The following is a 26,674-nucleotide window of genomic DNA, read 5'->3' on the forward strand; positions in this document are numbered from 1 at the left end:
AATGAGTAAGCTAATTAAAGGAGGAGAATTTATAATAAAAGAGACAGACTGTAATAATGTATTTATAGTAGAAGATTTTGACGAAGAACAACTCATGATGAGAGATTCCGTAAAGGAATTTATAGATCGTGAAGTATGGCCACATAAAGAACGTTTTGAAAAGAAAGATTATGCTTTTACCGAAGAACTAATGGTTAAAGCAGGAGAAATGGGCTTCTTAAGCATCGCTGTTCCAGAAGCTTATGGAGGAATGGAAATGCCATTTATGTCAACCATTTTGGTATGTGATTATATTTCAGGAGCTAGCGGTTCTTTTGCTACAGCCTTTGGTGCACATACAGGAATTGGAACCATGCCCATTGTATTGTATGGAACTGAAGAACAAAAACAAAAATATGTGCCTAAATTAACTACTGGAGAGTGGTTTGGATCTTATTGTTTAACAGAGCCAGGAGCAGGTTCTGATGCCAACTCAGGAAAAACCAAAGCAGCATTGTCTGATGATGGAACTCATTATAAAATTTCAGGACAAAAAATGTGGATTTCTAATGCTGGTTTTTGTAGTCTGATGATTGTGTTTGCAAGAATTGAAGATGATAAAAACTTAACCGCTTTTATTGTTGAATATGACAAAGATAATCCTAATGGAATTACCATGGGTGAAGAGGAAAAGAAATTAGGAATTCGTGCTTCTTCTACCCGACAAGTATTTTTTAATGATACTGTTGTCCCTGTTGAGAATATGTTGTCAGACAGACAAAATGGATTTAAAATAGCATTAAATATTTTAAATATTGGACGTATCAAATTAGCTGCTGCTTGTTTAGATGCAAGTAGAAGAATTATTAACAATGCAGTAAACTATGCGAATGAGCGTAAACAATTCGGAACTAGCATTTCAACTTTTGGAGCTGTTCAAGAAAAAATTGCATTAATGTGCACCAAAACCTTTGTTACAGAAAGCGGGGTTTATAGAGCTGCTGGAGATATTCAAAAGAAAATTGATGCTTTAATTGCTGATGGAATGCCTCATGCTGATGCTGAATTAAAAGGAGTAGAAGATTTTGCTTTAGAATGTGCTATTCTAAAAGTATATGGTTCTGAAGTAGGACAATACAATGCTGATGAAGGTATACAAATATATGGGGGAATGGGATTTTCTGAAGACACTCCAATGGAAGGTGCTTGGCGTGATGCTCGTATTTCTAGAATTTATGAAGGAACTAATGAAATTAACCGACTGTTAACCGTTGGAATGTTAGTGAAAAAGGCATTAAAAGGAGAAATTGATTTAATGACTCCTGCAATGAATGTTGCTAATGATTTAATGGCTATTACTTCTTTTGATACTCCTGATTATAGTGTATTATTTTCTGAAGAAAAGGAAATCTTAGGTAAGTTGAAAAAAGTATTTTTAATGGTTGCTGGTAAAGCTGTTGAAAAATTTGGAATGGAATTAGAAATGCAACAAGAAATTGTATTATGTGCTTCCGATATTCTAATAGAGATATACATGGCTGAATCTACCCTATTGAAAACAGAAAAGTTAGTTAATAAAACTTCTGAAAAAGAAGCTGCTTTACAAATAGCTATGACTAAATTAAACTTATTTAATGTTGTAGAAACAATTAACAGAAAAGGAAAAGAGGCTATTGTATCTTTTACAGAAAATGATGAGCAACGTATGTTATTAATGGGATTAAAACGTTTTACAAAATATAATAACTACCCTAATGTTGTTGCTCTAAAGAAAGAGATTGCCAAGATAGCTATTACTAAAAATGGATACCCTTTTTAAAAATTGTTCTAGAAGAGTAAATAGATCATATAATAAAAATAACCAGAAGTCGACCCTAAATTATCTCCTCGATTTCTGGTTGTTTTTGTAGTACTATCCAAAAAAAGCGATACAGGAAATTGTATCGCTTTTTTTATTAAAGAATTAATTATGAGTAGTTTAATTAGACCCCGTTAACTCCCAAGAAAGCACGTTGCAAAAGTAGTTACCTTGTTGTGTAGCAACAATTCCTATAGATACTTCTGTTGTTTCCTCAAGAATAAATTCTACCTCTACAATTCCACCAGTAACCTCAATTTTTGTATATCCTAATACTAAAATATCATTTGCATCAATATTGTCTTCTAAATTAATATTATCAGGATTTGAATTGTCTTCTACATTTTCCACATTTGGTAAACCTGTATTGCCTTTAGCAACTACAAAATATGCTCCATCAGAATTTGTATCATGATTTGTATCTCTAATATCAATTATTAATTTATAGTTTGCAGGATCTAAAGTAATAACTTGATGTATTTTACCATTTATAATATTTGATTCTCCCCAACCAGATTCCATATTAAAAATATTTCCGTTCCATTCATCCCATCCACCTAGACCTCCGTGGTTTTTTGCTGCGTCATTTGTAATCCATGGAGCAGCTAAAGTCCCCCATCGACCATTAGTAGTTTCAGCTATAAAAGGTACTGCAGCGTTTTGTAATTTTGGAACCACTAAAGGCTTGTGTGTTTTATAGCTTGTATATACTGTGTCTGTATTTACAGGAGAAAATAAATATGCTGAACGATATTGTATCGTTGATCCAGCTACAAAGTCTAAAAGATCAATTTGGTTTGCAACAGGAGTAACAAAAAGTTTCTTTTCAAAACCATCTGTACTTTGATATAATATTTCACTACCTAAATTTCCCCCAGATGTTGACGACGTTTCAAATTCTATATTTAATGAAGGGCTATCTAATTTACTAGCTGTGATATTTCTATTTTTTAAATTTAAAATATAATTATCTCCATATACTTCAACACCTCCACTTATTGAAGCAGAAGTATTCCCTTGCTTGTCAATGGTTTTTACTTCAAATAAATATAGCTTTTCATCTAAATTATCAATTTCAGAATTGATAGTATCAGCTTCATTAGAAGCATCAACGGATATAGTTGATGAATCCGCTCCATTATTCCAAGAAATACTTACTTCAGCAATAGTTGGATCATCAATAACTCCTTTAATCCAAACTTTATTTTTTCCAGGGATAATTTCAAAGGACTTTAAATTTGTTATAGGAGCCTTTTCTGCTTTTGGTGGCTCAGGTAGTTCATTAAAATCACATGATACTAGTGTAAATACAATTGAGGAAAATAACAGTTTTACAACATTAGTTAGTTTACATTTCATTTTAAATTAGTTTAGTTGTTTGTTTTTGTTTAAAATAAATATACTATATAGAGAGTACAAAATATATTTAAAGCACAAGATATGTACAATGCAAAAAAAACGCATCCTGCAGTATCCTGTTAATAATATCACATCAAATACAAATATTTAACTTAAATAATTAAAAAACAGATTCCCTATTTTGAGTATATGATATTATGTTTTTTGCTAAAACAATTATTATATTACTTGTTTATGAAACGAAACATTTATTAGATAATAGAAGTATTTATCATTTTATTAATGTTTTTAAGCTCTTTTTTGATAAAAAATCTTATGCCAGAAATTCATTCCTCTTTTTGAGCCTTTATTTGTTCTTTTAATGCTTTTAACCTGTCTTTATGAGCTTGTTCCTTTTCTTTTATTTTGTTCTTTTTTCTTCCCATTAACTTGGTATGCTTAGACTTATTTTTAGTGTTTTTATCACTTCCTGCTTTTGCCATAATAAAATATTTAAGAATGAATCCCATCTATATATGTCCAATGGTCGTTTTCTTTTAAAAAACGAGATTTTTCATGAATTAAATTAGGAATACAATTTTCTATAAAAAAAGCTTTAAAAGTTACAAAACCTTCACTAGTCTGTATTTCTTTAGCTTCTAAAATTTCTAATCCTTTCCATTCAACACTTTGTGTCCATTTAAATATTTCTTCTTTTTCAGAAATTGGTCTTGTTGAAGAATGGTGACTTAACATTAAAAAATCAATATCTCCTAACACATACGCTGTATATCTAGATTTCATTAACTCTAAAGGAGTTTTAGCCAATTCAATATTTTTATGAATAAGTTCGCAACAAAGTTTATATGATTTTTTAGAACCACAAGCACACAATACCCCTTCTCTATTGGCATTGGTTTTTGCTTCTAAATTAAATCTATACTTTTTAGCTGCTTGGTTTTCTTTTTGCTTTTGAATAAGTTTAGAGAATTTGGACACGTTGAATGTTTTTAATACAAAAATACATTAATCTATTAAAGTAATAAGAAACAGTTTTTGTTTACGTTTATAATGCTTTCCATTTAGTGTTTTTTCAGAAGCTTCTCTTGTAACATATATTTGATGATTGTTTTTCCAAGCAATGGCTTCAGTTTGATTGGAATAACCTAAAGTAGCTGTTAAAGAGATTTTAGAAATCTGTGGTACAGTTTTAAAATTTTTAACTTTTAAAATATATGATTGGTAGTTTTTATCATAGGCAGTTCCAATAAAACTATCTGTACTACTGTTATATGCAATAGAAGTTAGCAAACAGTTTATTGATAAAAATCTTGTTTTATGAGCTTGATACACTCCTGGTTTAGTAGGTAACACATATATATTTGTTTGATTATCTTTCCAGTTCTTAGTAAATAGATATAATTGATTTTTATATATTGTTATTGCTTCACAATCAAAATTACTGTTGTGATTTTCTTTTACAAATGTTTTTTGATTTTCATAACTATAATAAATTTTTTCAGCCTCTACTTTGTTATGCTTTTTGATATCATGCTTAGCAACTTTGTAGATAACTAAGTTTTTTCTATTTCCATAATTATTTCCAGTATCTCCAATATAAATAAAGTCTTTATCTTGAGTAATAGACTCCCAATCTACATTTGAAGCATTTTTGACTTCAATAATTCTTTTTATTTTCCCTGATGAAGCTTTTAGAACATATAATTCTGATTTACCACCGGAATCATTAAATGTCAATATTTCTTTTTGATCTTCTATATAAATAATACCTGAAGTTTCAGATATTGCTTTAGATAGTTTTATTTTCTCTTCAATCTTTATAGACTGGCTCAATAACAATTGAGAGAAAAAAAATATGATTATGACTGAAAATTTCATAGGAATAAAGCTAATCAATTTAAGTAATTTGTATAAAAAAACTCCTTCAAAATTAATTGAAGGAGTTCTATATGTTATTTAATGGTTATTTATAATTAACCTTTAAAATTAATTTTACGCATACGTAAACTTGCTGGAGTCACCTCTAAATATTCATCAGCTCTAATGTATTCCATACATTCTTCTAATGAAAAGTTTACTTTAGGAGCAATCTTCATTGCTTCATCAGTACCTGATTTACGCATGTTTGTTAATTGCTTTCCTTTAATTAAGTTTACAGCCATGTCATCAGACTTACTGTTTTCTCCAATTACCTGACCAATATAAATTTCTTCATTAATATCAATAAAGAATTTACCTCTATCTTGTAAACGGTCTAAGGCATAAGCTGTTGCTTTACCTGCTGCCGCAGAAACAATCGCTCCTTTTTCTTCTTCAGTAAATTCTCCTTTAAAAGGCCCGTATTCACTAAATCTGTGGTTAATAATTGCTTGTCCTTGAGTAGCTGTTAAGATTTTATTTCTTAAACCAATCAATCCACGAGATGGAATGGTAAATTCTAAGTGTTGTAAATCTCCTTTAGGCTCCATAACCATTAAATCTCCCTTACGTAAAGAAACTAAGTTTACAGCTCTAGAAGCAACATCTTCAGGAACATCAATAGATAATGTTTCGTATGGTTCACATTTTTTACCATCAATTTCCTTAAAAATTACTTGAGGACGACCAACTTGTAACTCGTATCCTTCACGTCTCATTGTTTCAATTAAAATAGATAAGTGTAATACTCCACGACCAAAAACATTAAACTTGTCTTCAGAATCTGTAGTTTCAACTTTTAACGCTAAGTTTTTTTCTAATTCTTTAAATAAACGATCACGTAAGTGGCGAGAAGTCACAAACTTACCTTCTTTACCAAAGAATGGAGAGTTGTTAATAGTAAACAACATACTCATTGTTGGTTGGTCAATTTCTGTTCTTGGTAATGCTTCAGGATTTTCTAAATCAGCAATAGTATCACCAATTTCAAATCCTTCAACTCCTGTAATTGCACAAATATCTCCACATCTTACTGTTTCAACCTGTACTTTACCCATTCCTTCAAAAACGTGTAATTCTTTAATTCTAACTTTTTTAGTAGAACCATCAGCTTTACATAACATGTAATCTTTATTTACATGTAAATCTCCACGGAAAATACGTCCAATAGCAATTCTTCCTGTAAAAGCAGAAAAGTCTAAAGAGGTAATTTGCATTTGAGGAGTTCCGTCATTATAAGGAGTTGCTGGAATAGACTCTAATACAGCATCTAATAAAGGTACAATATCAGTTGTTTGATTTTTCCAATCAGTACTCATCCAGTTGTTCTTTGCAGAACCGTAAACAGTTGTAAAGTCTAGTTGCTCTTCTGTAGCTTCTAAAGCAAACATTAAATCAAAAACTTTTTCGTGAACGATATCTGGAGTACAGTTTTCTTTATCTACTTTGTTTACAACTACAATTGGAGTTAATCCTAATTGAATTGCTTTTCCTAATACAAAACGAGTTTGTGGCATAGGACCTTCAAAAGCATCCACTAATAATAAAACACCATCAGCCATTTTTAATACACGTTCTACTTCTCCACCAAAATCGGCGTGACCAGGAGTATCAATAACGTTGATCTTAGTTCCTTTGTATTGAACGGATACGTTTTTAGAAAGAATGGTAATTCCTCTTTCACGCTCTAAATCATTGTTATCTAATAATAAGTCTGTACGTTCTTTACGTTCGTCTAAAACTTTTGCTTGATCAATAATTTTATCTACCAAAGTAGTCTTACCGTGGTCAACGTGGGCTATAATAGCAATGTTTCTTATTTCTTGCATGGTTGCACTTTAAATTTAAAGCGCAAAAGTAATCAAAAGATATTAGAAAATATGATTAAAAACTGTTTATTAATTCTTTCTCAAAAGCTTGTTAATGTAGGTTTTACAGACCTTGTGTTAATTGGCACTAAAAAAATCTTCTGGATAAGGTTCTCCCAACTCATCAGGTGATAGTTTTCTTCCCATTTCAAATGCATTTTCTAACGCTATTTCTTCGGTCCATTTACCAACAACAATATCAGGTGTAATAAATTTATAAGCAACTATTCCATTAAAAAGTTCATCATCAGCTATATAATTAAAATGAATAACTAAAGTGTTGTTAAACACAAATCCATAGCCTGTTTGCTGTTGCTCTCCTTCTATTAACCAACTTGCTTCTATTTGATTGCTCACCAAATCTATATTAAGTAAACCTGTGTAATAACTTTCGTTACTATCTGGATTTCCTCCTGCAATATTATAAACACCACAAATATTAACCATATTGATAGAGAAATCTGGAGTTGGTTCTGAAAACTCTAATAATCTTAACCTTTTTAGCAGTTCTTTCTTTTTACTATCTCTATAGTTTAAAGCCAATTTAGACTTATTATACCAATGCTTTACTTCTTGATGAAAATTACCCATGCATTAGTCCTTTTTATTCAATGTAATTACGGTAATTTCAGGCCATATACCTACCCTACCAGGAAAACCTAAAAACCCAAAACCTCTGTTTACATATAAAAATTGTTCTTTGTTTTTATACAAACCAGCCCAACGCTTGTAAATATATTTTGAAGGACTCCATTTAAAACCTGGTATTTCTACCCCAAACTGCATTCCGTGCGTATGTCCTGATAAGGTTAAATCAATGTTTTGTAAATTTGGAATAACCTTTTCATCCCAATGAGTAGGGTCGTGAGATAATAAAATTTTAAAATTTTCTGGATTGGTTCCTTCTAAAGCTTTGGTTAAATCTCCTTTTTGAGGAAATGGTGGTTTTCCCCAGTTTTCTACTCCAACAATATCTATTTGTTGTCCATCTTTTTCAATAGTGTGCGTTCTATTGTTTAACAAATCAAAGCCCATTTCTTTTTGATGAATAAACAAATCTAACAAATTTTGTCTTTTTTCTTCATTGCTATTCCAACGTTTATGAGTTCCGTAGTCATGATTTCCCAATGTAGAAAATACTCCTAAGGGAGCTGTCATACTTCCAAACAACTCTTTGTAGGGTATAATTTCTTCGGCTTCGTTGTTCACCAAATCTCCTGTAAATAAAATCAAATCTGCTTGTTGTTCTTTAATCATATTTACTCCATGAGCAACTTCATCAAAATCATCAAAACTACCCGAGTGCACATCAGAAATATGTACAATTCTTAATCCATCAAAAGCTTTAGGTAAATTTTTAAAACTTAAGGCAACTGTTTTTATTTTGTAATTGTATTTCCCTTTGGTAATTCCATATAACATTCCTAAAAAGGGAATACTGGCTAGTCCTAATCCTACTTGACCAATGAATTTTCTTCTTTCACCAAAATTGACTTTTGTATCAGAACTTAAGAAAATTCTCCAAATAATTTTACCAACATATTCTACAATTCTAATAATTTCATCTAGTAAAGCAGTACATAACATCCCTAATTTTAGAACTATAAAAGCAAACGTATAACCAAACCAAAGATTCATTAAAACCGTTGCGTTGGTTGGTCTGTCATCAAATTTTAAAACAACAATGGCAAAGCAGCTATAACTAACCAACATACTTAAACCATAAAACCACTTAAAACCTATTTTAAGTGTGTTGCTACTAAAGTAATTTCTAAAACTTGAAAAAAGATAAATATCTAAAACCAAAAGGATGGTTACAAAAATGAGAATTCTACGAATCATGTTGTGTTAAAATAGGTGATAAAAGTAAGGATTTTAAACTAAGTCATAAACCTTTAATTATTCTTACAACATCCCTTTAATAAAAAAATATTTTGCTTTATTTTGCAGTACAAATACCAATAAACATGCAAACTATACTATCTACAAGCTATCCTGTTCATTTTCAAGAAACTGGTTACGATGCTATCAATCAATTTATTGCTGATAAAGGCTTTAAAACCGTTTTTATATTGGTAGACGAGAACTCTCATGAACATTGTTTGCCTATTTTGCAACAAGAATTAGAGGTGGATGTTACTTTTGAAGTGATTGAAATTGAATCTGGAGAGGTAAATAAAAACCTTGGTACTTGTATGAGTATTTGGCATGCTTTAACCGATTTAGGAGCTGATAGAAAAAGTTTGTTGATTAATATTGGTGGTGGTGTGATTACTGATATGGGTGGATTCGTTGCTTCTACTTACAAACGAGGAATTCAATTCATCAATATTCCAACCACTTTATTAAGTATGGTAGATGCTTCTGTTGGAGGTAAAACAGGAGTAGATTTAGGGGTGCTAAAAAATCAAATTGGATTGTTTGCCGATCCTGAAATGGTGATTATTGATCCTTTGTATTTAAAAACTTTGGCCGAAATAGAAGTAACTTCTGGAATGGCTGAGATTATTAAGTATGGATTGACTTATGATAAATCTTTATGGAATCAATTTATTGATGAAAACAAAGAAGTTGATTTGGTAGGAATGATTCACCGTTCTATAGAAATTAAAAACGAAGTGGTTTTAGAAGATAGATTGGAAGCCAACTTACGTAAAATATTAAACTACGGACACACCATTGGTCATGCTGTGGAATCTTACTTTTTAGAATCAGAAGATAAAAAGACATTAACGCACGGTCAAGCCATTGCTTTGGGAATGATTACCGAAGCTTATATTTCATCAAAGTTATTTGATTTTCCACAAGAGGATTTGACGTTAATCAAAAAGACCATCATAAGAATTTTTGGTAAAGTACCTGTACTACCTGAAGATTACGATGCTGTGATAGATTTGATGAAACACGATAAGAAAAACTTAAACGGACAAGTAAACTTTGTATTACTAGAGGGTATTGAAAAATATAAAATTGATTGTAAAGTATCTACAGACTTAATAGTTGAGTCTTTAAATTATTATTTAGCTTAAGAAAGTATTAAGTAGTTAGTACGGAGTACAAAGATTTAATTTCTAAACAATGTAGTGATGTCAAAAATTGATGCTTTTTTTGAGAATCAAGAAGAACCTAATAAAGGGGTGTTTATATTTCTTAGAAATTTCATTAATCAATATCATTCAGAAATAACATTACATTTAAAATGGGGACTACCCTACTTTTATTTCAAAGGAAAACCATTGTGTTATTTATGGAAAGACAAAAAAACAAACATACCTTATATTAGTTTTGCTAAAGGTCCAAATTTACATCACCCTGCATTAATTCAAGGAGATAGAAAAATATTTAAAATATTACCTATCAACCCTAATCAAGATATCGATCTAAACTTGATACAAGAAATTTTAGACGAAGCCATTAAAAACTATTAAACTGTTATGACAAATCAAGATATCCTTTTACACAAAACCTTAAAAGACTATTTTGGATACGAGCAGTTTAGACCCTTACAGAAAGAAATTATCACCAGTATTTTAAACGGTGAAGACAATTTGGTTATTATGCCTACAGGTGGTGGTAAATCTATTTGTTACCAATTGCCTGCCATCTTAATGGATGGATTGACTTTAGTGATTTCTCCATTAATCGCATTGATGAAAGATCAGGTAGATGCTTTAAATGCCAATGGAATTCCTGCTGCTTTTGTCAACAGTTCTCAAACAGATTTAGAAAACTCATCAATTATAGAAAGGGTAAAATCTAAAGAAATAAAATTATTGTATCTGGCTCCTGAAAGTCTTGCTTTTTTTGAGCAATTATCTCAGGTTTGTGAAATCAGCTTGATTGCTGTGGATGAAGCACACTGTATTTCTTCTTGGGGACACGATTTTAGACCTGCCTACACACAATTATCATTCTTAAAAAAACGATTACCGAACACTCCGTTAGTGGCTTTAACAGCTACAGCAGACAAAGCCACTCGTGAAGATATAGCCAATCAGTTAGAAATTTCTAACGCAAAAAGAAACATCAGTTCTTTTAACAGAGCCAATTTAAGTTTAGAAGTTCGCCCCGCTCAAGACAGGGTTACACAAATTGTTGATTTTGTAAAATCTAGACCCAACGAATCTGGAATTGTATATTGTTTAAGTAGAAAACAAACTGAGCAATTGGCAGATAGACTAAAGAAAAGTGGATTTAAAGCAGCAGCTTATCATGCGGGTTTACCGGCTGATGTAAGAAGTAAAACCCAAGAAAATTTTATTCACGACTCCACACCTATTATTTGTGCCACCATTGCCTTTGGAATGGGGATAGACAAATCTAATGTACGTTGGATTATTCATTATAATTTACCCAAAAACATAGAAGGATATTATCAAGAAATTGGTCGTGCTGGACGTGATGGATTGGATTCTGAAACCATTTTATTCCATTCTTATGCGGATGTGATTCAGCTAAGAAAATTTGCAGAAGGTTCTGGAAATGAAGAAGTACAATTGGCTAAGTTGGAGAGAATGTTGCAATATGCCGAAGCAACGAGTTGTAGACGAAATATATTGTTGAGTTATTTTGGAGAAACGGCTACAGAAAAATGTGGGAATTGTGATGTTTGTAACCACCCTCCTACCTTTTTTGATGGAACAGTAATTGCCCAAAAAGTTTTGTCTGGAATTTTTAGATTGCAAGAAAAAGAACCTTTAAACGTAGTAGTAGATTTTTTAAGAGGTTCCCAAAATGCAACTATTTTAGATAAAAATTATCATTTATTAAAAACTTATGGAGTTGCTAAAGATATTGCTTGGAAAGACTTGCAACAATATATGGTACAAATTATCAACCAAGGATTTTGTGAAATTGCTTTTCATGAAAACAATGCTTTAAAGTTAAATGAACTTTCTAAAGAAGTCTTGTTTAATGGCATGAAAGTATCTTTAACCAAACCAGTTGAATTTGTAAAAGCAGACGAAAAAACACCACAAAAAGCAAGCAAACCACAAAACAACTTATTTGAACGATTACGAGTGTTACGCTTAGAACTGGCTACTGCAAAAGGTGTTCCTGCTTATGTAGTGTTTAGTGATGCTACATTGAAATCTATTGCTAATGAACGTCCTGTGACCGATGAAGAGTTTTTAGAGATTGAAGGAGTTGGTAAACAGAAACTACAAGATTATGGTTATGATTTTATTACAGAAATCATCAAGTTTAACAAAGAAAAAGTAGTAAAGCCTGTAAAAAAGAAAAAAGGAAAAACAGCTACTCATCTAGAAACTTTAGAACTACACAAGCAAGGATTTTCTGTGGAAGAAATTGCAGAACAAAGAGGTTTAACCCCCAATACTATTCAAAGTCATTTTGTAAAATTATATAACGAAGGAATTAACATAGATTTGACAAAATTTGTATCAGAAAAAGAAATTGAAGCAGTAAAAGAAGCCCAAGAAAAAATTGAAAACCCAAAATCTTTAAAAAGCTATTACGAATATTTTAATGAGCAAATAGATTATGCTGCAATTAAAATGGCTTTGGTTTATTTAGAAAATGAAGAAAAATAAATATTTACTTCTCTCATTTTAAATTATGATATTTGGTTAATTATGTAAACTCATGGATTTTGAACCTTTATTATTAACCTTTAAATTAGCCTGTATTACGACAATTCTGTTGTTTTGCATTGCTATTCCATTATGTTATTGGTTGGTACATACGCGTTCTAAAATCAAACCATTTATAGAAACTTTGGTAAGTATGCCCTTGGTTTTACCTCCTACTGTTTTAGGATTCTATTTTTTAGTTTTTTTAAGTCCCAATACCGCTTTTGGAAATTGGTTAGAAAACATCTTAGGCATCAAATTGGTTTTTTCTTTTGTAGGATTGGTCATTGCTTCTATCATGTATAGTTTACCATTTATGGTACATCCCATTCAATCTGGATTGGCTGCTTTGCCAAAATCTTATACAGAAACTGCAAGATTGATGGGAAAATCAACATGGATGATTTTGACTAAAGTTTTACTGCCCAATATAAAACCTGCAATTTTAACTGGATTGGTTTTAACCTTTGCACATACCATTGGCGAGTTTGGTGTGGTGTTAATGATTGGAGGAAATATTCCCGGAAAAACAAAAGTAGCTTCTATTGCTATTTATGATGAAGTAGAAACCTTAAATTACACTGCAGCCAATCAATATTCTTTAATTTTATTAAGTATTTCTTTTTTGATTTTATTGAGTGTTTATTTAATCAATGGAGGCTATTTAAAAAGAACCATTCGATGATGTACTGTAATCTTCAAAAAACATATCGTTCTGGAAAAAGATCTTTTTCTATAGATATTGAGGCTTCTTTTAAACTCAATACAATCAATGTATTATATGGGAATTCTGGAGCAGGAAAAACATCCTTATTACGTTTGTTAAGTGGTTTAGATAAAGTAGATTCAGGATTGATAATTATTAATAACAATGAATGGTTAAACACCAAAAACAAAACTTTTTTACCTGTACATCAAAGAGAAATTGCCTATGTTTTTCAAGACTATGGATTATTTCCGAACATGACAGTTTTAGAAAACTTAGAATTTGTTAAAAAAAAGATTAACAAAGTTCTTTTAAATGAAGTGATTGACGTTTTAGAATTGACACAATTATTAAATACTAAACCTAATAATTTGTCTGGAGGTCAACAACAGCGTGTAGCTTTAGCAAGAGCCATTTTACAAGAACCTCAGTTTTTATTTTTAGACGAACCCTTAACAGCTATTGATGAAACACTACGATATAAGTTGCAATCTTATATCTTAACATTACAACAAAAGTATCAGTTTACCGTCATCATGGTAAGTCATAATTTACAAGAAGTATTAAAAGTAGCATCACACGTTTGTGCTATTGACAATGGAAAAGTAACCAAACAAGGTGATCCTAAAATTTTATTAAGCAATAATAAAGAAAATGTTTTAACGGGAATTGTTTTAGCTATGTATGAGCGAGAAGTAAATGTTCTAATAGGAACTCAACAAATTACTATTCCAAAAACATATATCTTATCACAAAATTATATAATAGGTACAGTTATAGAAATAAAATTTTAATGATTTATAGAAAATTATCTATCAATTAATTTATATACTTTTTAATTAAAACAAACATTTGTTAATTATTTAAGACTAATAAGTTGAATTAAGAAGTCATATCAGTTATCTTTGTAAAGATATCGCTCCCCTAAGATTTTTCAATTTAAGATAATGTAATATTAATTGATATTTAAGATGAAAAAAATTGCATGGATTTTTCTTGCATTAATTTCCTGTTCTAAAAAAGAAGACACTCCATGTGAAGAGGTAAATAAAGGTTATATTACAAGGCTTAATAATGCTAAGGGTATTAATCAAAAACAACAAAATCTTCTTATTTTAAATCAATGGATCAAAGAAATTAGGAGTTACAAGTGCTCCCCAGAGACTTATTATAAATATTATGAAGAAATTAATAATGTTGATTAGTAGTTACTAATTAGCCTTTATATTTTTTTATTTAAAACATTAAGTGTATTTATTACATTTATGTTATTTTACTTATTTTTATGGGAAATAAATATAAATATTTCATGAAAAATTATTTCCTTATCCCCTTTTTATTAATGTGCTCATTAGTAACATTAGCACAAAAGCAAAGCATTAATAGTCCAGACAAAAAATTAAACCTATCTGTTTCTATACAAGATGGTAAGCCATTTTATAATGTTACTTACAATGGACTTACAATGCTAGAAGACTCTCCTTTTGGATTGATTGCTGATGTTGCAGATTTTAGTCAGAACTTAAAAATAAAAACCACCAAAAAGAATAGCATTGATGAACAATACACCATGGATAGAATTAAAAAATCATCCATCCACTACATCGCCAATGAACTTGTAGTTACGCTAAGTAATGCTCAAAATCAAAATATAGATGTGATTTTTAGAGTTAGTAATAATGATATTGGTTTCCGTTACCAAATACCAACTTTTGGAGAAACACTTAGTTGTGTGATAGAAAAAGAAATTACTGGGTTTAATTTTCCACAACAAACCACTACTTTTTTAACACCACAAGCAACTCCAATGATTGGTTGGAAACGTACAAAACCTAGTTATGAGGAAGAATACATAGCCGATGATGTAATGGGAAATCCTTCTAAATATGGGGTAGGTTATACTTTTCCTGGACTTTTCCATGTTGGAGAAAATGGATGGGTTTTGGTTTCAGAAACTGGAGTTGATAGTAAATATTGTGCTTCTCACTTAAGTGAGGGAACCAAAGAGGGACTTTATACGATTGCTTTTCCTAATGAAGGTGAAAATAACGGAATGGGAAGCACTACTCCATCTGTAGGATTACCTGCTGTTACGCCATGGAGAACACTTACCGTTGCTAACAATTTAAAGCCTATTGTAGAAACCACCATTCCTTTTGATTTGGTAAAACCTTTATATGAGCCTTCTCAAAAATACAATTACGGAAAATCTACTTGGAGCTGGATTATGTGGCAGGACAATAGTATTAATTATAATGATCAAGTAGCTTATATTGATTTAGCTTCTGAATTAAACTACCAATTTGCTTTGATTGATGGTGGATGGGAAAAAAATATTGGTTATGATAAAATGGAAGAACTAATCAATTATGCACATTCCAAAAACGTAGATCCATTTGTTTGGTACAACTCAAATGGTTCTTGGAACGATGCTCCACAAGATCCAAGAGGAAAAATGGATACTTCTATTGCCAGAAAAAAAGAAATGAAATGGCTAAAAAGTATGGGTGTAAAAGGGTTAAAAGTTGATTTCTTTGGTGGTGACAAACAAACTACCATGAAATTATATGAAGACATTCTTTCTGATGCCAATGACTATGGTCTAATGATTATTTTTCATGGATGTACTTTACCAAGAGGTTGGGAACGTATGTATCCTAACTATGTTGGTAGTGAGGCTGTATTGGCTTCTGAAAACTTAATATTTACTCAAAGATCTAATGATTTAGAAGCTTTTAGCGCTTCATTGCATCCTTTTATTCGCAATGCTGTAGGATCTATGGAATTTGGTCCTGTTTTGTTAAACGAACGTCACAATAGAAATAATGATGGAGGAACTATTAGAAAAACTTCGGATGTTTTTCAATTAGCAACGGCAGTTTTATATCAAAACTCTGTACAAATGTTTGCCATTGCTCCAAACAATTTAACAGATGCTCCTGAGTTTGCTATTGATTTTATGAAAAATGTTCCTACCACTTGGGATGAAACTATTTATATTGATGGATATCCAGGTAAGTATTGTGTATTAGCTCGTAGACATGCAGATAAATGGTATGTCTCAGGAATAAATGCATTAACAAAACCAATTACTTTAAAAGTAAACTTACCTATGTTAGCAGGAAAAAAAGTAACTGAATATAATGATGATAAAAACCTAATTTCTTCTAAAAAAGAAACTAAGATTAAAAAATCTGGGAAGGCTAAAATTACCATTCAACCAAACGGAGCTATTATTTTTGTAAAGTAGTACTCACTTAATATATCATACTAATTCATCAAAAGCTGCGATTTTTCATCGCAGCTTTTTTTATGAAATATTGATATGTTTGTAAATAAAAAAACTCTATCCCATTTATCAGTTATGTCTTCCAAAACATTACACTACAAATCTGTTAGTTATTTTCTTCAAAAATTAAAATACTCAAGCCCTGTTTTTAAAGATTTTGCGGTTATTCACTTAGAAAATTTACATACACCTAGTGAACTTATTGATTTAAAAGTTACTTGTGAATTTTACTGTATTATGTTTAACAAAGCTAGTTCTAACTTAGGGTATGGTGGTTTGGAATATTATTTAAACGCAGGAGCTTTATCTTTTGTTGCTCCCAATCAAATAATTGAAGGAAAAGAAAATACCAATAGCAAACAAGGTTGGGTTTTGTGTTTTTCTCCTAAGTTTCTAAAAAATCATTCTTTATTAGAACAATTACATCAGTACCCATTTTTTGCATACGATTTTAACACGGCCTTGGCAGTAAATAAAACAGATGAAGTACAAATGAATTTAGCCATTAATAGAATTGTTGATGAATGCAATCAGCGAGATTTTTTATCACAAGATATTATTTGCTCTGAATTAGAATTATTACTTAAACACTGTTTGCGTATTGCTTCTAAAAACAATTATTTAGCAACCAATCATCTAAATAACGATGTCATCAGCAGTATAGAAAAACTTCTGGAAGATTATTTTATTAAAGAATTACAGTTAACTCTTGGGCTGCCTAAAATAAATTATTTATCAGAACAACTTCATTTGTCTAATAAATATCTCAGCAGTATTGTCCATCAAATAACTGGGATAAAAACCACCGACTATATCAATCAATTTGCTATCAATAAATCCAAATTACAATTGCTAAATTCTAACAAAACAGTGCAAGAAATTGCTTTTGAAACCGGATTTTCTCAACCTCATTATTACACCAAATTGTTTAAAAAGTATAACGAAATTACTCCAAAAGCCTACAGAAATTTACATCAACAATAGCAATCTGTAGTTTGTGTTAGTCAATCCGTAGTTTGTGTTATTTTTTAAAATAAATGTTGTGTTTTTTTGCTTTTCATTAAATCATTAATTTTTTATATGAAAAGAAAACTACTCACACTAACAGCTTTTATTGTAGGAATTACCACCTATTCACAAAACGTAAACATCCCCAATGCTACTTTTAAAAGTTATTTGGTAAACAACGGTGCAATTAACATCAATGGTGATACTGAGATTTCGGTTGCCGAAGCACAAGCTTTTGGAGGAACGATTAATGTGAACAACAAAGGAATATCAGACTTAACAGGTATTGAAGCATTTACCAATTTTATTACTTTAACTTGTTACGGAAACAACTTAACATATTTAGATCTTTCTAGTTGTAGCAATTTAAGAAATCTAAACTGCACCAATAACAACCAATTAGAGCATTTAAATATTGCCACAGGAAACAACAGACTTTTATACCAAGTAAATGCCAATAATAATGCTAGTTTATTGTGTATCCAGTTAGACAATGGTTATAGTCTCACCAACAATCAAAATATTTTATGGACAAAAGATAGCCATACAGATTACAGCTATAGCGATTGTAGATCTCAAAACATTTATGTAAATGTAAATGCTACAGGAAATAGCGATGGTACTTCTTGGGCAGATGCTTACACGACCTTAAGTGATGGTTTGGCTGATTCTTCTCAAAATGATGTAATATGGGTAGCGAAAGGAACTTATAATCCTAACAACAACATTGATCCATTACTTATTACAGCTAAGGGAGCTAAAATTATGGGAGGATTTCAAGGAAATGAAAACACGTTAACGGATAGAGATGTTAGTAAAATTTACACCGATAATGCTACCATTATTACAGGTGATTTTAACAATGATGACATTGCTGGAGATTTTAACGCTAACCGAACTGACAATGCCACCAAATTGTTAAAATTAGCAGCTCACAATGTAACTCTAGACGGGTTTATCCTTCAAAATGCACATACTTCTGCCTCTAGTCCAATTATTGAAGTAGGAACTAATATTACCAATTTTTCATTAAAAAACATTTTCATAAGAGAAAACTACAGCAATGGTATTTTATTAGATTGGAGAACTTTTTCTGGAAATGTAATTGTAGAAAACGTAGCAATTAAAAACAACAGCACAAACAATGGAATCCTTTTGGTACAACACAACAATACCAATACAAGTGAACTTACTACAAACTGGGCTAATATTTTATTGGCAGACAATACTTACAATGCAGACTGGGGAGCCATTTGGTTTAGGAGAGGAACTTCAAGTAATACTGGTAGAAATGTAAAACACTATGTAAGCAACGCTACTTTTATAAACAATAGTAACCAACACGCATCAATACGTAATTTAATCAATGTAAGTGGTGATGGTTGGCATCATTTGGAAATTTTAAACAGTATTTTTTGGAACAACTTATACAACACCAATACAGTAAGTGACAATGATCTTTTTAATACCAAAAAAAACGAAGGAAACAATCAAACTGTTGTTGTTAAAAACGTAATAGGAAATATTAGTAGTATTGTTACCACAGGAGTTTATTCTGAAACTAATGTAAACAATACTGCTGCTGATTTATTTTTAGATGCAAACTACAAACCAACATCAAATTCATCGGTTGTTATAGATCAAGGAGACAATACACTTTACAACACAAGCTTGTTTAATAATTTTGATTTACAAGGAAATGATAGATTTTACAACACCACTATTGACTTAGGAGCTTTTGAATATGAAGGGACTTTAAGTGCAAACAATATTCAAAAAGACAAATCTGTTCATATTTTTCCAAATCCTGTTGACAACGAATTGCATATAAATGCAAATTCACCTATTAAAAGCTATGCTATTTATAACATCACAGGTGATTTGGTAAAAGAAAACCATGAGCTATCGGAGAACATCATTAACTTATCATATTTAAGTTCTGGAGTGTACATTCTTAGCATTAACACAGAAAAAGGAATTGCACATCAAAAAATTATGAAAAAATAAAAGTGTAAATAAACAATTAAAATTGTTGCGAAAAAGAGAACTGCCCAATAACTTATATTGGGCAGTTTTTTTATAAAAATTACATTACTGAAAATTGTTCTTTAAAATTCAATATAAAATCATTGATGTATTTTTTGTTTTTATCTGCTTTTCTTACCACCAAATAATGGGTTCTTTTTAATCCTTTATTTCCAACTTTTTTAAATACAATATTTTCAGGAATCTTAAATAATTTTAAAGCCCATAAAGGCATACATGTAATTCCAATATTAGCCTCTATCATTTCTAAAGCCACTTGTGTTAAAGGAACTGCCGATATTTTTAAAGGCATTACATTGTTTGGTTTTAGCCATTGTTGGTAAACTGAAACTGTTTCTAAAGGATAAGAATGAATAATTAAATGTTCTTGATAAAAATCTTTGGCCATTATTTTCTTTAACTTATTTAAAGGATGTTCTTTATGCATTATAGCTAAAATCTCATCTTCAAAAAAAGGGATACAAAACAAAGAATTATCTTCAGGCTTTAGGGTAACAATGGCAATATCAATTTCATTAGAAAGTATTTTTTGAATTGGATGATGCGTAGCTTCTAAATTTAAATCTACCTGTATTTCTGGATATAACACCCCCATTCTTTGTATAAATCCAGGCAAACCATGATAAAAAGAATAACATTCTGTACTTACCTTGATGGTTCCTGTTGAACCTGCTTGTATTTTTTTAATATCATTTAGTCCTTTTTCAATACTGCTTAATACGGTATTTCCTAAATGATACAATTCAGTTCCTTCTTCGGTTAATTCCCATTGATTTCTTTTTCTAAAAAAAACCTTAAACCCTAATTGTAGTTCTAATTCTTTTAACTGATGACTTAATGCAGATTGAGTTAAGAATAACTTTTCTGTAGCATTTGCTAAGTTTCCTTCTTCTACAATGGTTTTAATTAACCTAAAATACTTTGTTTCCATGGTCGCAAAACTACGTAATGTAAAGAATAATCAAACAATTTTCAATTAATTTCAATCTACCATGATTTTTTTTCAATCTATTCCAAATTTTAGGAGTATCATCCTTTATAATTTTGCAAAGTCTAAAAATTAAGTAACCTCCCATTCCTTTATTTTAGTATGAGCAAACATAACATTAAAAGAACTCTAAGAGTATCAAAGTACATTATATATAAAGAAACATTAGTAGATTATAAAGAGCATTTTTGGTCTTTTATAGGTGCGTTTGTAGGTATAGGTTTAATAGCTTTTCTACAATCAAAATTTTTAATAGATCAAGAAAATATACTATTAATAGGATCCTTTGGAGCTTCTAGCGTATTAATTTACGGAGAAATACAAAGTCCCCTAGCCCAGCCTAGAAACTTAATAGGAGGACATATGATTTCAGCTTTTATTGGCGTGACCATGTTTAAATTATTTCCTGATATGATGTGGTTTACTGCATCATTAGCAGTTGCTTTGTCTATTGTACTGATGCAAGTAACCAAAACCATGCACCCTCCTGGTGGGGCTACTGCCTTAATTGCGGTTATCGGTACAGAAAAAGTAAAGGCTTTGGGGTATTTATATGTAATTGCTCCTGTCTTTATCGGAGTAATAATATTATTACTTGTGGCTTTAATTTTTAACAACATTACTTCACATAGACGTTATCCATCTAAAAAAATAACAAAGACTAAGTTCTTTAAAAAGCTATCTAAATCATATTAACAAGGTTTAAATGTGTAAAATTTACACACTTACAATCTTCTTTTACACATATTATACACGTTTTTTTTTAAGCAAAAAAAACACTAAAACCCCACAAACACTTGTAAAACAAAGGTTTGTGGGGTTTTAGTGTTTATATAAATCTTATTGGCATATTTCTTTCTTTATACCTAGTGTAAATAATTAATAACAAATCAAAAAATATTAATCATGAAGAAAGTAATCCTATCAATCGCAATTTTAGCAAGTGGAGTAGCAACGTATGCAATACCAACCCCTGAAACCCCTATTAACACCATCAACATTATTATGAATGATGGATTTACAGAAGTAGCTGTAGACAAATTACCAGAAGCTGTTACCAATGCTGTAAAAACAGACTTTGAAACAGCAACTATTAGTAAAGCTTATGTAAACTCTAGTGAACAATACAAATTAGAACTTACTACTAATGGTGCCTCAAGTACTGTTTATGTAGACAAAGATGGAAACTGGGTAAAAGTAAGTGACATCAAATAATTCTAAACAATCAAAAAAAACAATTTTTATAAACCATATAAATAAATATATCATGAAAAAAGTAATCTTATCAATCGCAATTTTAGCAAGTGGAGTAGTAACGTATGCAATGGTTAGCCCTGTAATGCCTACTACAAGTATCAATATCGTAATGAACGATGAATTTACAGAAGTAGCTGTAGACAAATTACCAGAAACAGTTACTAGTGCTGTTAAAAAAGCTTATGCTACAGCAACTATTGACAAAGCTTATGTAAATGCAAGTGAGCAGTACAAATTAGAACTTACTGTTGATGATACAGCTAAAACTGTATATGTTGACAAAGAAGGAAACTTAATCAACTTAAATACAGTTGAATAATTTCTCCTTATTCAATTATGAAAAAGAAAAATAATTTTTAATCATTAAATAAATATATCATGAAAAAGATCATCTTATCAATCGCAATTTTAGCAAGTGGAGTAGCAACGTATGCAATGGTTAGCCCTGTAATTCCTACTACAAGTATCAATATCGTAATGAACGATGAGTTTACAGAAATAACTGTAGACAAATTACCAGAAGCAGTTACCAATGCTGTAACAAAAGATTTTGCTACCGCAACTATTAGTAAAGCTTATGTAAATGCAAATGGACAATACAAATTAGAACTTACTATTGATGATGCTTCTAAAACCGTATATGCTGATAGTGAAGGAAACTGGTTAGAAGAAAGTGCTGTTAAATAACAAACATATATAAAATTATAGCGTAAGATCTATAATTCACTTAAAAGGGCGTTTTTAATTAAAAACGCCCTTTTTGTTTTTTTTAACTACATAAGTCATGATATCTTAATATTTTTGTAAAACCAAGCACTACCATATGAAACAAATACTATTAATTGAAGATGATGTTACTTTTTCTAACATGTTAAAGAAGTTTATGGAACGTCATAAATACATAGTTGATGTAAGTTATAACATTTCAGGAGCTAACAACTTGCTAAAATCCAATAATTACGATTTAATTTTTACAGATTTACGTTTGCCCGATGGAGATGGTATTGCCTTATTAAAGCAAATAAAGCAAGAACAAAATTTAACTCCTGTGGTTTTAATGACTAGTTATGCAGAAGTAGCTACTGCTGTACAAGCCATGAAACAAGGAGCTTTTGATTATATTTCTAAACCTTTTAACCCTAACGAAGTTTTAGAAGTTATTACCAACGCTTTAGAAATTAAAGAAAATAAAGATGTTGTAACCAAGCAACCAGCAATCTCAAAAAAAACAAATGAAAACTCCGATTTTGTAACTGGAATCAGTGCAGCTTCCAAAACTTTAAATGAATATATACATTTGGTAGCCCCTACAAACATGTCTGTTTTGGTTACCGGAGAAAGTGGAACAGGAAAAGAAGTTGTTGCCAAAAATATTCACTTGCAAAGCTTAAGAAAAGACAAACCTTTTGTTGCTGTAGATTGTGGTGCCATCCCTAAAGAAATTGCTTCTAGTGAATTTTTTGGTCACAAAAAAGGATCTTTTACAGGTGCTGTTCAAGATAAAATAGGACACTTTGAAGCTGCCAATGGAGGAACCCTTTTTTTAGATGAAGTAGGTAATTTATCTTATGAAAATCAAATTCAATTATTAAGAGCTTTACAAGAAAGAAAAATAAAACCAATTGGTAGTAGTACAGAAATAAATGTAGATATTCGATTGGTTACCGCTACCAATGAAAACTTATTAGAGGTAGTAGAAAAAGGTAGTTTTAGAGAAGATTTATATCATCGATTAAATGAGTTCTCTATTGAAGTTCCTAGGTTAAAAGATAGAAATGATGATTTAATTCTTTATGCTGATTTCTTTTTAAACAAAGCCAACAAACAACTAAATAAATCTGTTGTTGGGTTTTCTAAAGAAGTATTAACTATTTTTCAGAATTATGAATGGCCTGGAAACATTAGAGAATTATCAAATATTATAAAAAGAGCCACTTTACTAACTACAGGAGAGTTAATTGAAGTAAATGCCTTACCTAATAAGTTTTTTAAAACTACAGAAGTTAAAACTTTTTCGGAGAACTTTTCTACCAAAGAAAATGAAAAAGAACTTATTATAAGTGCTTTAGAAAAAACGGATTATAACAGAACCCAAGCAGCAAAACTATTGAACATTACCAGAAAAACACTTTATAATAAAATGAAGCTTTATGAGATTTAGTTTAAATAATTTTCTAAAGAATTAATAAATTTATTTAGCTCCTTTTCAAAAGCAATAAAAATCTCTTGATCTGTAAATTCTGCTGTTTCTAACATTTCTAAAAAAGGAATAACAGTTTGTACTTCTAATTGCTTAAACATGGTAAGCATTTTATGACTAAGCTCATTAACATCCTTAAGGTTGTTTGCTTCAATAGCTTTTTTTAGTAAAATTTTATTGTTTTGTGTATCCTTTAAAAAGACAGACAAGGTTTGCTTAATTGCTTGTTCATCATCATTTAAAAATACACGCAAAGTTTTAATACTAAAACCATTAGGTGTATTTAAAACATTGCTTTTTGATTGCTGCTCTTTTAGAATATTGGTTCCTTTAAAAAACTTTAATAAAACAGTTTCTAATTGATGTATAGTAAAAGGTTTAATCAATACTTCAGAAAAACCATTTTCAAGATAATCTTTGATAGATAAATTAGATCTACCTGTCATGGCTACAATTGGTTGATTTTTATATCGATCATGATTTTTTAGGACTTCCATAAAATGAATACCATTCATTTTGGGAAGCTGAATGTCTGTAAGTACCATATCAAAAGAAATATCATTAATGGCATTTAAGGCTTTTTGAGCATTTTCAAACACATACAATTCAACACCATATTGACTAAATAAATCTTTTAATAATTGCTGCATAGATGCATCATCTTCTACCACAACAACTGTAATATCAAAATTTATTTGGGTACTTAAAGATTTTTCATTCTTAATAGATTCATTAGATAAAACCATAGGAAAAGAAAACACAAAAGTACTCCCTACTCCAAGTTCACTAGAGAGAACCAAATTTCCACCCAGTAATTCCGATAATCTTTTAGAAATAGTTAAACCCAAACCAAAACCATTTTGATGATGATTTGTATCTGTATTTTTAACCTGAGTAAATGCTTTAAAAATATCTTGTTGCTCTTCCTTGTCTATTCCAATACCAGTATCTGTTACAGACAAGTACAACATCTTTTTTTCTTTATCTAAAACGCTTTTAAGAGTAATGGTTCCTTGTTCTGTAAACTTACAGGCATTGGCTACCAAATTGTATAAAACTTGCTTAATTCTATAGGGATCACTAATAATAAGATGATTCAGTTTTTCATCAAAATCTATAACAAAACGAATTGGTTTTTGTTGAATTAAATTCTGAGAATGATTGATAATTTCATGCATTAAGTTTTTTAAATCAAAAGGCACAGAGGTAATAGATATTTTATTGTTTTCAATATTTGAGAACTCCAAAAGATCATTTACCAATCTTTGCATATAAGCCGATGCGTTGTTAATATGCCCAATATAATTGGCTTCTTTGGTGTTTTTTATCGCTTTTAAAAGCAGTTCACTATATCCTGAAATGGTACTTAACGGAGTACGTAAGTCATGACTTACCATAGAAATAATTTGAGACCTACTTTTTAAGAGAGCTGAACTTGTTTTATTAGCTTCTTCTAGTTCTTTTCTATAACGTTCATTTTTCCAAAAATCATTTAAAAAAATGATGGAAAAAATAAAAATTACCACAAAACTAAATCCGGCAGCAAACAAAATAATACGTTTGCTTTTGTTTAAAGAATTTTCTCTTTCTTGATTTATTGTTTTAGTGCTTTTTATAATATCTTTTTCTAATGTTTGTAGTAATTCTCTTAGTTTTTTTGAAATAAGAATGTCTTTTTCAATTAAATCACGTTCTTTTCTTTCTATAGACCTACGTTTGTTTTCAATATCTTTTTGGGCTTCACTTAAAATAGTTCTGGAAATCATTAATAAAGAATCTATTTGATCTTTATTATATTTTGTTACATCCTTTTCATCAGGATTTAACTTGTTTAACATTTTAACGTAATCTTTTAAATAAAGATTAGACGGAGTTTTTTTATCATAAAAATCAATATTTTCAACAAAGTCTGTGATAAACATTTTATCAAAATTAGCAGCTGATTGACTTTCTAAAATAGAATCCATTGAACTTAATTTACTAATTACTGTATCAATAGATTTTTCTGAATTGTTGTTTCTTTTTAGCTTCTTTACCGCTATGATATTTTTTAACTTATGATCTATAATTAGTCTAATGCTATCTAAAATATTTTTCTGAAAATCGTTGTTTACGATAAAATTTAGAGAGTCAATTTTTATAGACAACTGCTTGTTTTCATCATTATATTCTTTAATTTTTTTTGATGAATTTAATTGTATGGCAGCTCTAGATAAATTTTCATTTTCGTAAATACTAGCAATTAAGCTACCTACTTTAATAATTTTACTTCTATCAGAAATATCTTGCTTTTGAATTTTGGTAAAATTATCAATCTCCGAAATAATTAAAATACCTGCAATGGTTGCCAAAACACCAAGAATTATATATCCTGATAAAATTTTAAATGTAATACTGTGTTTTGGTGATTTCATACAATGCAATAGCTTTTAAGATATAAATATAGGGACTTCTTTAATCTTAAAAAAAATGTTACGATGTTAACTTTTAGAGGAAAAACACATTAGAATTAATGTTAGTTTTAAAAGTTGTTAAGATGTATTTTTAAACGTTTATAAAAGTAGAAGTTCATTAAATTTATATAGTTTAGCTTTTTTAAAATATC

The 26,674-nt window shown here is 30.1% G+C and carries 24 protein-coding genes; 15 read left to right on the plus strand and 9 right to left on the minus strand.

All coding sequences use genetic code 11. From position 1 onward, the window contains the following. Position 1: 1 nt before the first annotated feature. On the plus strand, positions 2-1,798 hold the full coding sequence (locus BUB70_RS04635) for an acyl-CoA dehydrogenase family protein (protein WP_073118836.1): 1,797 nt from the start codon (positions 2-4) through the stop codon (positions 1,796-1,798). 159 nt (positions 1,799-1,957) lie between these two features. On the opposite strand, the gene BUB70_RS04640 is transcribed toward BUB70_RS04635, so the two are convergent. From BUB70_RS04640 to BUB70_RS04670, 7 genes are all read right to left on the minus strand, one after another. Next, positions 1,958-3,196 (minus strand): DUF4998 domain-containing protein, encoded by a 1,239-nt coding sequence (locus tag BUB70_RS04640; RefSeq protein WP_073118838.1) that lies wholly within the window; start codon positions 3,194-3,196, stop codon positions 1,958-1,960. Positions 3,197-3,522: 326 nt separating this feature from the next. Beyond that, a complete protein-coding gene (locus BUB70_RS14135; protein WP_188351953.1) occupies positions 3,523-3,678 on the minus strand; it encodes a hypothetical protein in 156 nt (51 codons plus the stop codon). Positions 3,679-3,688: 10 nt separating this feature from the next. Next, a complete protein-coding gene (locus tag BUB70_RS04650) occupies positions 3,689-4,174 on the minus strand; it encodes a YchJ family protein (RefSeq protein WP_084730180.1) in 486 nt (161 codons plus the stop codon). A gap of 27 nt (positions 4,175-4,201) precedes the next feature. Then, positions 4,202-5,074 (minus strand): hypothetical protein, encoded by an 873-nt coding sequence (locus BUB70_RS04655; protein ID WP_143155244.1) that lies wholly within the window; start codon positions 5,072-5,074, stop codon positions 4,202-4,204. A gap of 95 nt (positions 5,075-5,169) precedes the next feature. Further along, on the minus strand, positions 5,170-6,942 hold the full coding sequence (gene typA / locus BUB70_RS04660) for a translational GTPase TypA (protein WP_073118844.1): 1,773 nt from the start codon (positions 6,940-6,942) through the stop codon (positions 5,170-5,172). 117 nt (positions 6,943-7,059) lie between these two features. Then, a complete protein-coding gene (locus BUB70_RS04665) occupies positions 7,060-7,572 on the minus strand; it encodes a hypothetical protein (protein ID WP_073118846.1) in 513 nt (170 codons plus the stop codon). Between the two features lie 3 nt (positions 7,573-7,575). After that, positions 7,576-8,823 (minus strand): metallophosphoesterase, encoded by a 1,248-nt coding sequence (locus BUB70_RS04670; protein ID WP_073118848.1) that lies wholly within the window; start codon positions 8,821-8,823, stop codon positions 7,576-7,578. Positions 8,824-8,948: 125 nt separating this feature from the next. Here BUB70_RS04670 and aroB point away from each other — a divergent pair, with 125 nt between their 5' ends. From aroB to BUB70_RS04715, 9 genes are all read left to right on the plus strand, one after another. Further along, a complete protein-coding gene (gene aroB / locus BUB70_RS04675; protein ID WP_073118850.1) occupies positions 8,949-10,010 on the plus strand; it encodes a 3-dehydroquinate synthase in 1,062 nt (353 codons plus the stop codon). 57 nt (positions 10,011-10,067) lie between these two features. Then, entirely contained in the window at positions 10,068-10,409 is a 342-nt protein-coding gene (locus BUB70_RS04680) for a DUF1801 domain-containing protein (protein ID WP_073118852.1), read from the plus strand. A 6-nt stretch (positions 10,410-10,415) separates the two neighbouring features. Next, positions 10,416-12,536, plus strand: a complete 2,121-nt coding sequence (gene recQ / locus BUB70_RS04685; RefSeq protein WP_073118855.1) for a DNA helicase RecQ — start codon at positions 10,416-10,418, stop codon at positions 12,534-12,536. A 52-nt stretch (positions 12,537-12,588) separates the two neighbouring features. Next, positions 12,589-13,260: a molybdate ABC transporter permease subunit gene (gene modB, locus BUB70_RS04690; RefSeq protein ID WP_073118857.1), complete on the plus strand. Its 672-nt coding sequence runs from the start codon at positions 12,589-12,591 to the stop codon at positions 13,258-13,260. Then, positions 13,260-14,075, plus strand: coding sequence for an ATP-binding cassette domain-containing protein (locus tag BUB70_RS04695; protein ID WP_159431410.1), 816 nt, complete (start codon positions 13,260-13,262; stop codon positions 14,073-14,075). The genes modB and BUB70_RS04695 overlap by 1 nt, the downstream gene beginning before the upstream one ends. Before the next feature lie 177 nt (positions 14,076-14,252). Beyond that, on the plus strand, positions 14,253-14,486 hold the full coding sequence (locus tag BUB70_RS04700; RefSeq protein ID WP_073118861.1) for a hypothetical protein: 234 nt from the start codon (positions 14,253-14,255) through the stop codon (positions 14,484-14,486). A gap of 104 nt (positions 14,487-14,590) precedes the next feature. Continuing rightward, complete coding sequence (locus tag BUB70_RS04705) at positions 14,591-16,531, plus strand: glycoside hydrolase family 97 protein (RefSeq protein WP_073119745.1); 1,941 nt, start codon at positions 14,591-14,593, stop codon at positions 16,529-16,531. Positions 16,532-16,645: 114 nt separating this feature from the next. Next, positions 16,646-17,554: a helix-turn-helix domain-containing protein gene (locus BUB70_RS04710; protein ID WP_073118863.1), complete on the plus strand. Its 909-nt coding sequence runs from the start codon at positions 16,646-16,648 to the stop codon at positions 17,552-17,554. A 96-nt stretch (positions 17,555-17,650) separates the two neighbouring features. Then, positions 17,651-19,585, plus strand: coding sequence for a T9SS type A sorting domain-containing protein (locus tag BUB70_RS04715; protein WP_073118865.1), 1,935 nt, complete (start codon positions 17,651-17,653; stop codon positions 19,583-19,585). Between the two features lie 79 nt (positions 19,586-19,664). Here BUB70_RS04715 and BUB70_RS04720 read toward each other — a convergent pair whose 3' ends face one another. Further along, positions 19,665-20,555, minus strand: coding sequence for a LysR family transcriptional regulator (locus tag BUB70_RS04720; protein WP_073118867.1), 891 nt, complete (start codon positions 20,553-20,555; stop codon positions 19,665-19,667). A 159-nt stretch (positions 20,556-20,714) separates the two neighbouring features. Between BUB70_RS04720 and BUB70_RS04725 the strand changes: the two genes are divergently transcribed. The 5 genes from BUB70_RS04725 (at position 20,715) to BUB70_RS04745 (ending at position 24,030) form a co-directional block, all read left to right on the plus strand. Then, positions 20,715-21,308: an HPP family protein gene (locus BUB70_RS04725; RefSeq protein ID WP_073118869.1), complete on the plus strand. Its 594-nt coding sequence runs from the start codon at positions 20,715-20,717 to the stop codon at positions 21,306-21,308. Positions 21,309-21,518: 210 nt separating this feature from the next. Beyond that, positions 21,519-21,827 carry a hypothetical protein gene (locus BUB70_RS04730; protein WP_073118871.1) on the plus strand — a complete coding sequence of 103 codons (309 nt, stop codon included), beginning with the start codon at positions 21,519-21,521 and terminating at the stop codon, positions 21,825-21,827. A 52-nt stretch (positions 21,828-21,879) separates the two neighbouring features. Then, positions 21,880-22,188, plus strand: coding sequence for a hypothetical protein (locus tag BUB70_RS04735; protein ID WP_073118874.1), 309 nt, complete (start codon positions 21,880-21,882; stop codon positions 22,186-22,188). 59 nt (positions 22,189-22,247) lie between these two features. Next, complete coding sequence (locus BUB70_RS04740; protein WP_073118876.1) at positions 22,248-22,556, plus strand: hypothetical protein; 309 nt, start codon at positions 22,248-22,250, stop codon at positions 22,554-22,556. 136 nt (positions 22,557-22,692) lie between these two features. After that, complete coding sequence (locus BUB70_RS04745) at positions 22,693-24,030, plus strand: sigma-54-dependent transcriptional regulator (RefSeq protein ID WP_073118877.1); 1,338 nt, start codon at positions 22,693-22,695, stop codon at positions 24,028-24,030. Here BUB70_RS04745 and BUB70_RS04750 read toward each other — a convergent pair. Further along, positions 24,027-26,483, minus strand: coding sequence for a hybrid sensor histidine kinase/response regulator (locus BUB70_RS04750; RefSeq protein WP_073118879.1), 2,457 nt, complete (start codon positions 26,481-26,483; stop codon positions 24,027-24,029). The genes BUB70_RS04745 and BUB70_RS04750 overlap by 4 nt on opposite strands. Between the last annotated feature and the right edge of the window lie 191 nt (positions 26,484-26,674).

This window comes from Wenyingzhuangia marina, from assembly GCF_900130035.1.
In the GTDB taxonomy this organism is placed as follows: domain Bacteria; phylum Bacteroidota; class Bacteroidia; order Flavobacteriales; family Flavobacteriaceae; genus Wenyingzhuangia; species Wenyingzhuangia marina.

What these genes read in the sequence shown, in the direction of transcription:
- BUB70_RS04635 (WP_073118836.1), top strand. Translation starts at nt 2, where the DNA reads ATGAGTAAGCTAATTAAAGGAGGAGAATTTATAATAAAAGAGACAGAC.
- BUB70_RS04640 (WP_073118838.1), bottom strand. Translation starts at nt 3,196, where the DNA reads ATGAAATGTAAACTAACTAATGTTGTAAAACTGTTATTTTCCTCAATT.
- BUB70_RS14135 (WP_188351953.1), bottom strand. Translation starts at nt 3,678, where the DNA reads ATGGCAAAAGCAGGAAGTGATAAAAACACTAAAAATAAGTCTAAGCAT.
- BUB70_RS04655 (WP_143155244.1), bottom strand. Translation starts at nt 5,074, where the DNA reads ATGAAATTTTCAGTCATAATCATATTTTTTTTCTCTCAATTGTTATTG.
- typA (WP_073118844.1), bottom strand. Translation starts at nt 6,942, where the DNA reads ATGCAAGAAATAAGAAACATTGCTATTATAGCCCACGTTGACCACGGT.
- BUB70_RS04665 (WP_073118846.1), bottom strand. Translation starts at nt 7,572, where the DNA reads ATGGGTAATTTTCATCAAGAAGTAAAGCATTGGTATAATAAGTCTAAA.
- BUB70_RS04670 (WP_073118848.1), bottom strand. Translation starts at nt 8,823, where the DNA reads ATGATTCGTAGAATTCTCATTTTTGTAACCATCCTTTTGGTTTTAGAT.
- aroB (WP_073118850.1), top strand. Translation starts at nt 8,949, where the DNA reads ATGCAAACTATACTATCTACAAGCTATCCTGTTCATTTTCAAGAAACT.
- BUB70_RS04680 (WP_073118852.1), top strand. Translation starts at nt 10,068, where the DNA reads ATGTCAAAAATTGATGCTTTTTTTGAGAATCAAGAAGAACCTAATAAA.
- recQ (WP_073118855.1), top strand. Translation starts at nt 10,416, where the DNA reads ATGACAAATCAAGATATCCTTTTACACAAAACCTTAAAAGACTATTTT.
- modB (WP_073118857.1), top strand. Translation starts at nt 12,589, where the DNA reads ATGGATTTTGAACCTTTATTATTAACCTTTAAATTAGCCTGTATTACG.
- BUB70_RS04695 (WP_159431410.1), top strand. Translation starts at nt 13,260, where the DNA reads ATGTACTGTAATCTTCAAAAAACATATCGTTCTGGAAAAAGATCTTTT.
- BUB70_RS04700 (WP_073118861.1), top strand. Translation starts at nt 14,253, where the DNA reads ATGAAAAAAATTGCATGGATTTTTCTTGCATTAATTTCCTGTTCTAAA.
- BUB70_RS04705 (WP_073119745.1), top strand. Translation starts at nt 14,591, where the DNA reads ATGAAAAATTATTTCCTTATCCCCTTTTTATTAATGTGCTCATTAGTA.
- BUB70_RS04710 (WP_073118863.1), top strand. Translation starts at nt 16,646, where the DNA reads ATGTCTTCCAAAACATTACACTACAAATCTGTTAGTTATTTTCTTCAA.
- BUB70_RS04715 (WP_073118865.1), top strand. Translation starts at nt 17,651, where the DNA reads ATGAAAAGAAAACTACTCACACTAACAGCTTTTATTGTAGGAATTACC.
- BUB70_RS04720 (WP_073118867.1), bottom strand. Translation starts at nt 20,555, where the DNA reads ATGGAAACAAAGTATTTTAGGTTAATTAAAACCATTGTAGAAGAAGGA.
- BUB70_RS04725 (WP_073118869.1), top strand. Translation starts at nt 20,715, where the DNA reads ATGAGCAAACATAACATTAAAAGAACTCTAAGAGTATCAAAGTACATT.
- BUB70_RS04730 (WP_073118871.1), top strand. Translation starts at nt 21,519, where the DNA reads ATGAAGAAAGTAATCCTATCAATCGCAATTTTAGCAAGTGGAGTAGCA.
- BUB70_RS04735 (WP_073118874.1), top strand. Translation starts at nt 21,880, where the DNA reads ATGAAAAAAGTAATCTTATCAATCGCAATTTTAGCAAGTGGAGTAGTA.
- BUB70_RS04740 (WP_073118876.1), top strand. Translation starts at nt 22,248, where the DNA reads ATGAAAAAGATCATCTTATCAATCGCAATTTTAGCAAGTGGAGTAGCA.
- BUB70_RS04745 (WP_073118877.1), top strand. Translation starts at nt 22,693, where the DNA reads ATGAAACAAATACTATTAATTGAAGATGATGTTACTTTTTCTAACATG.
- BUB70_RS04750 (WP_073118879.1), bottom strand. Translation starts at nt 26,483, where the DNA reads ATGAAATCACCAAAACACAGTATTACATTTAAAATTTTATCAGGATAT.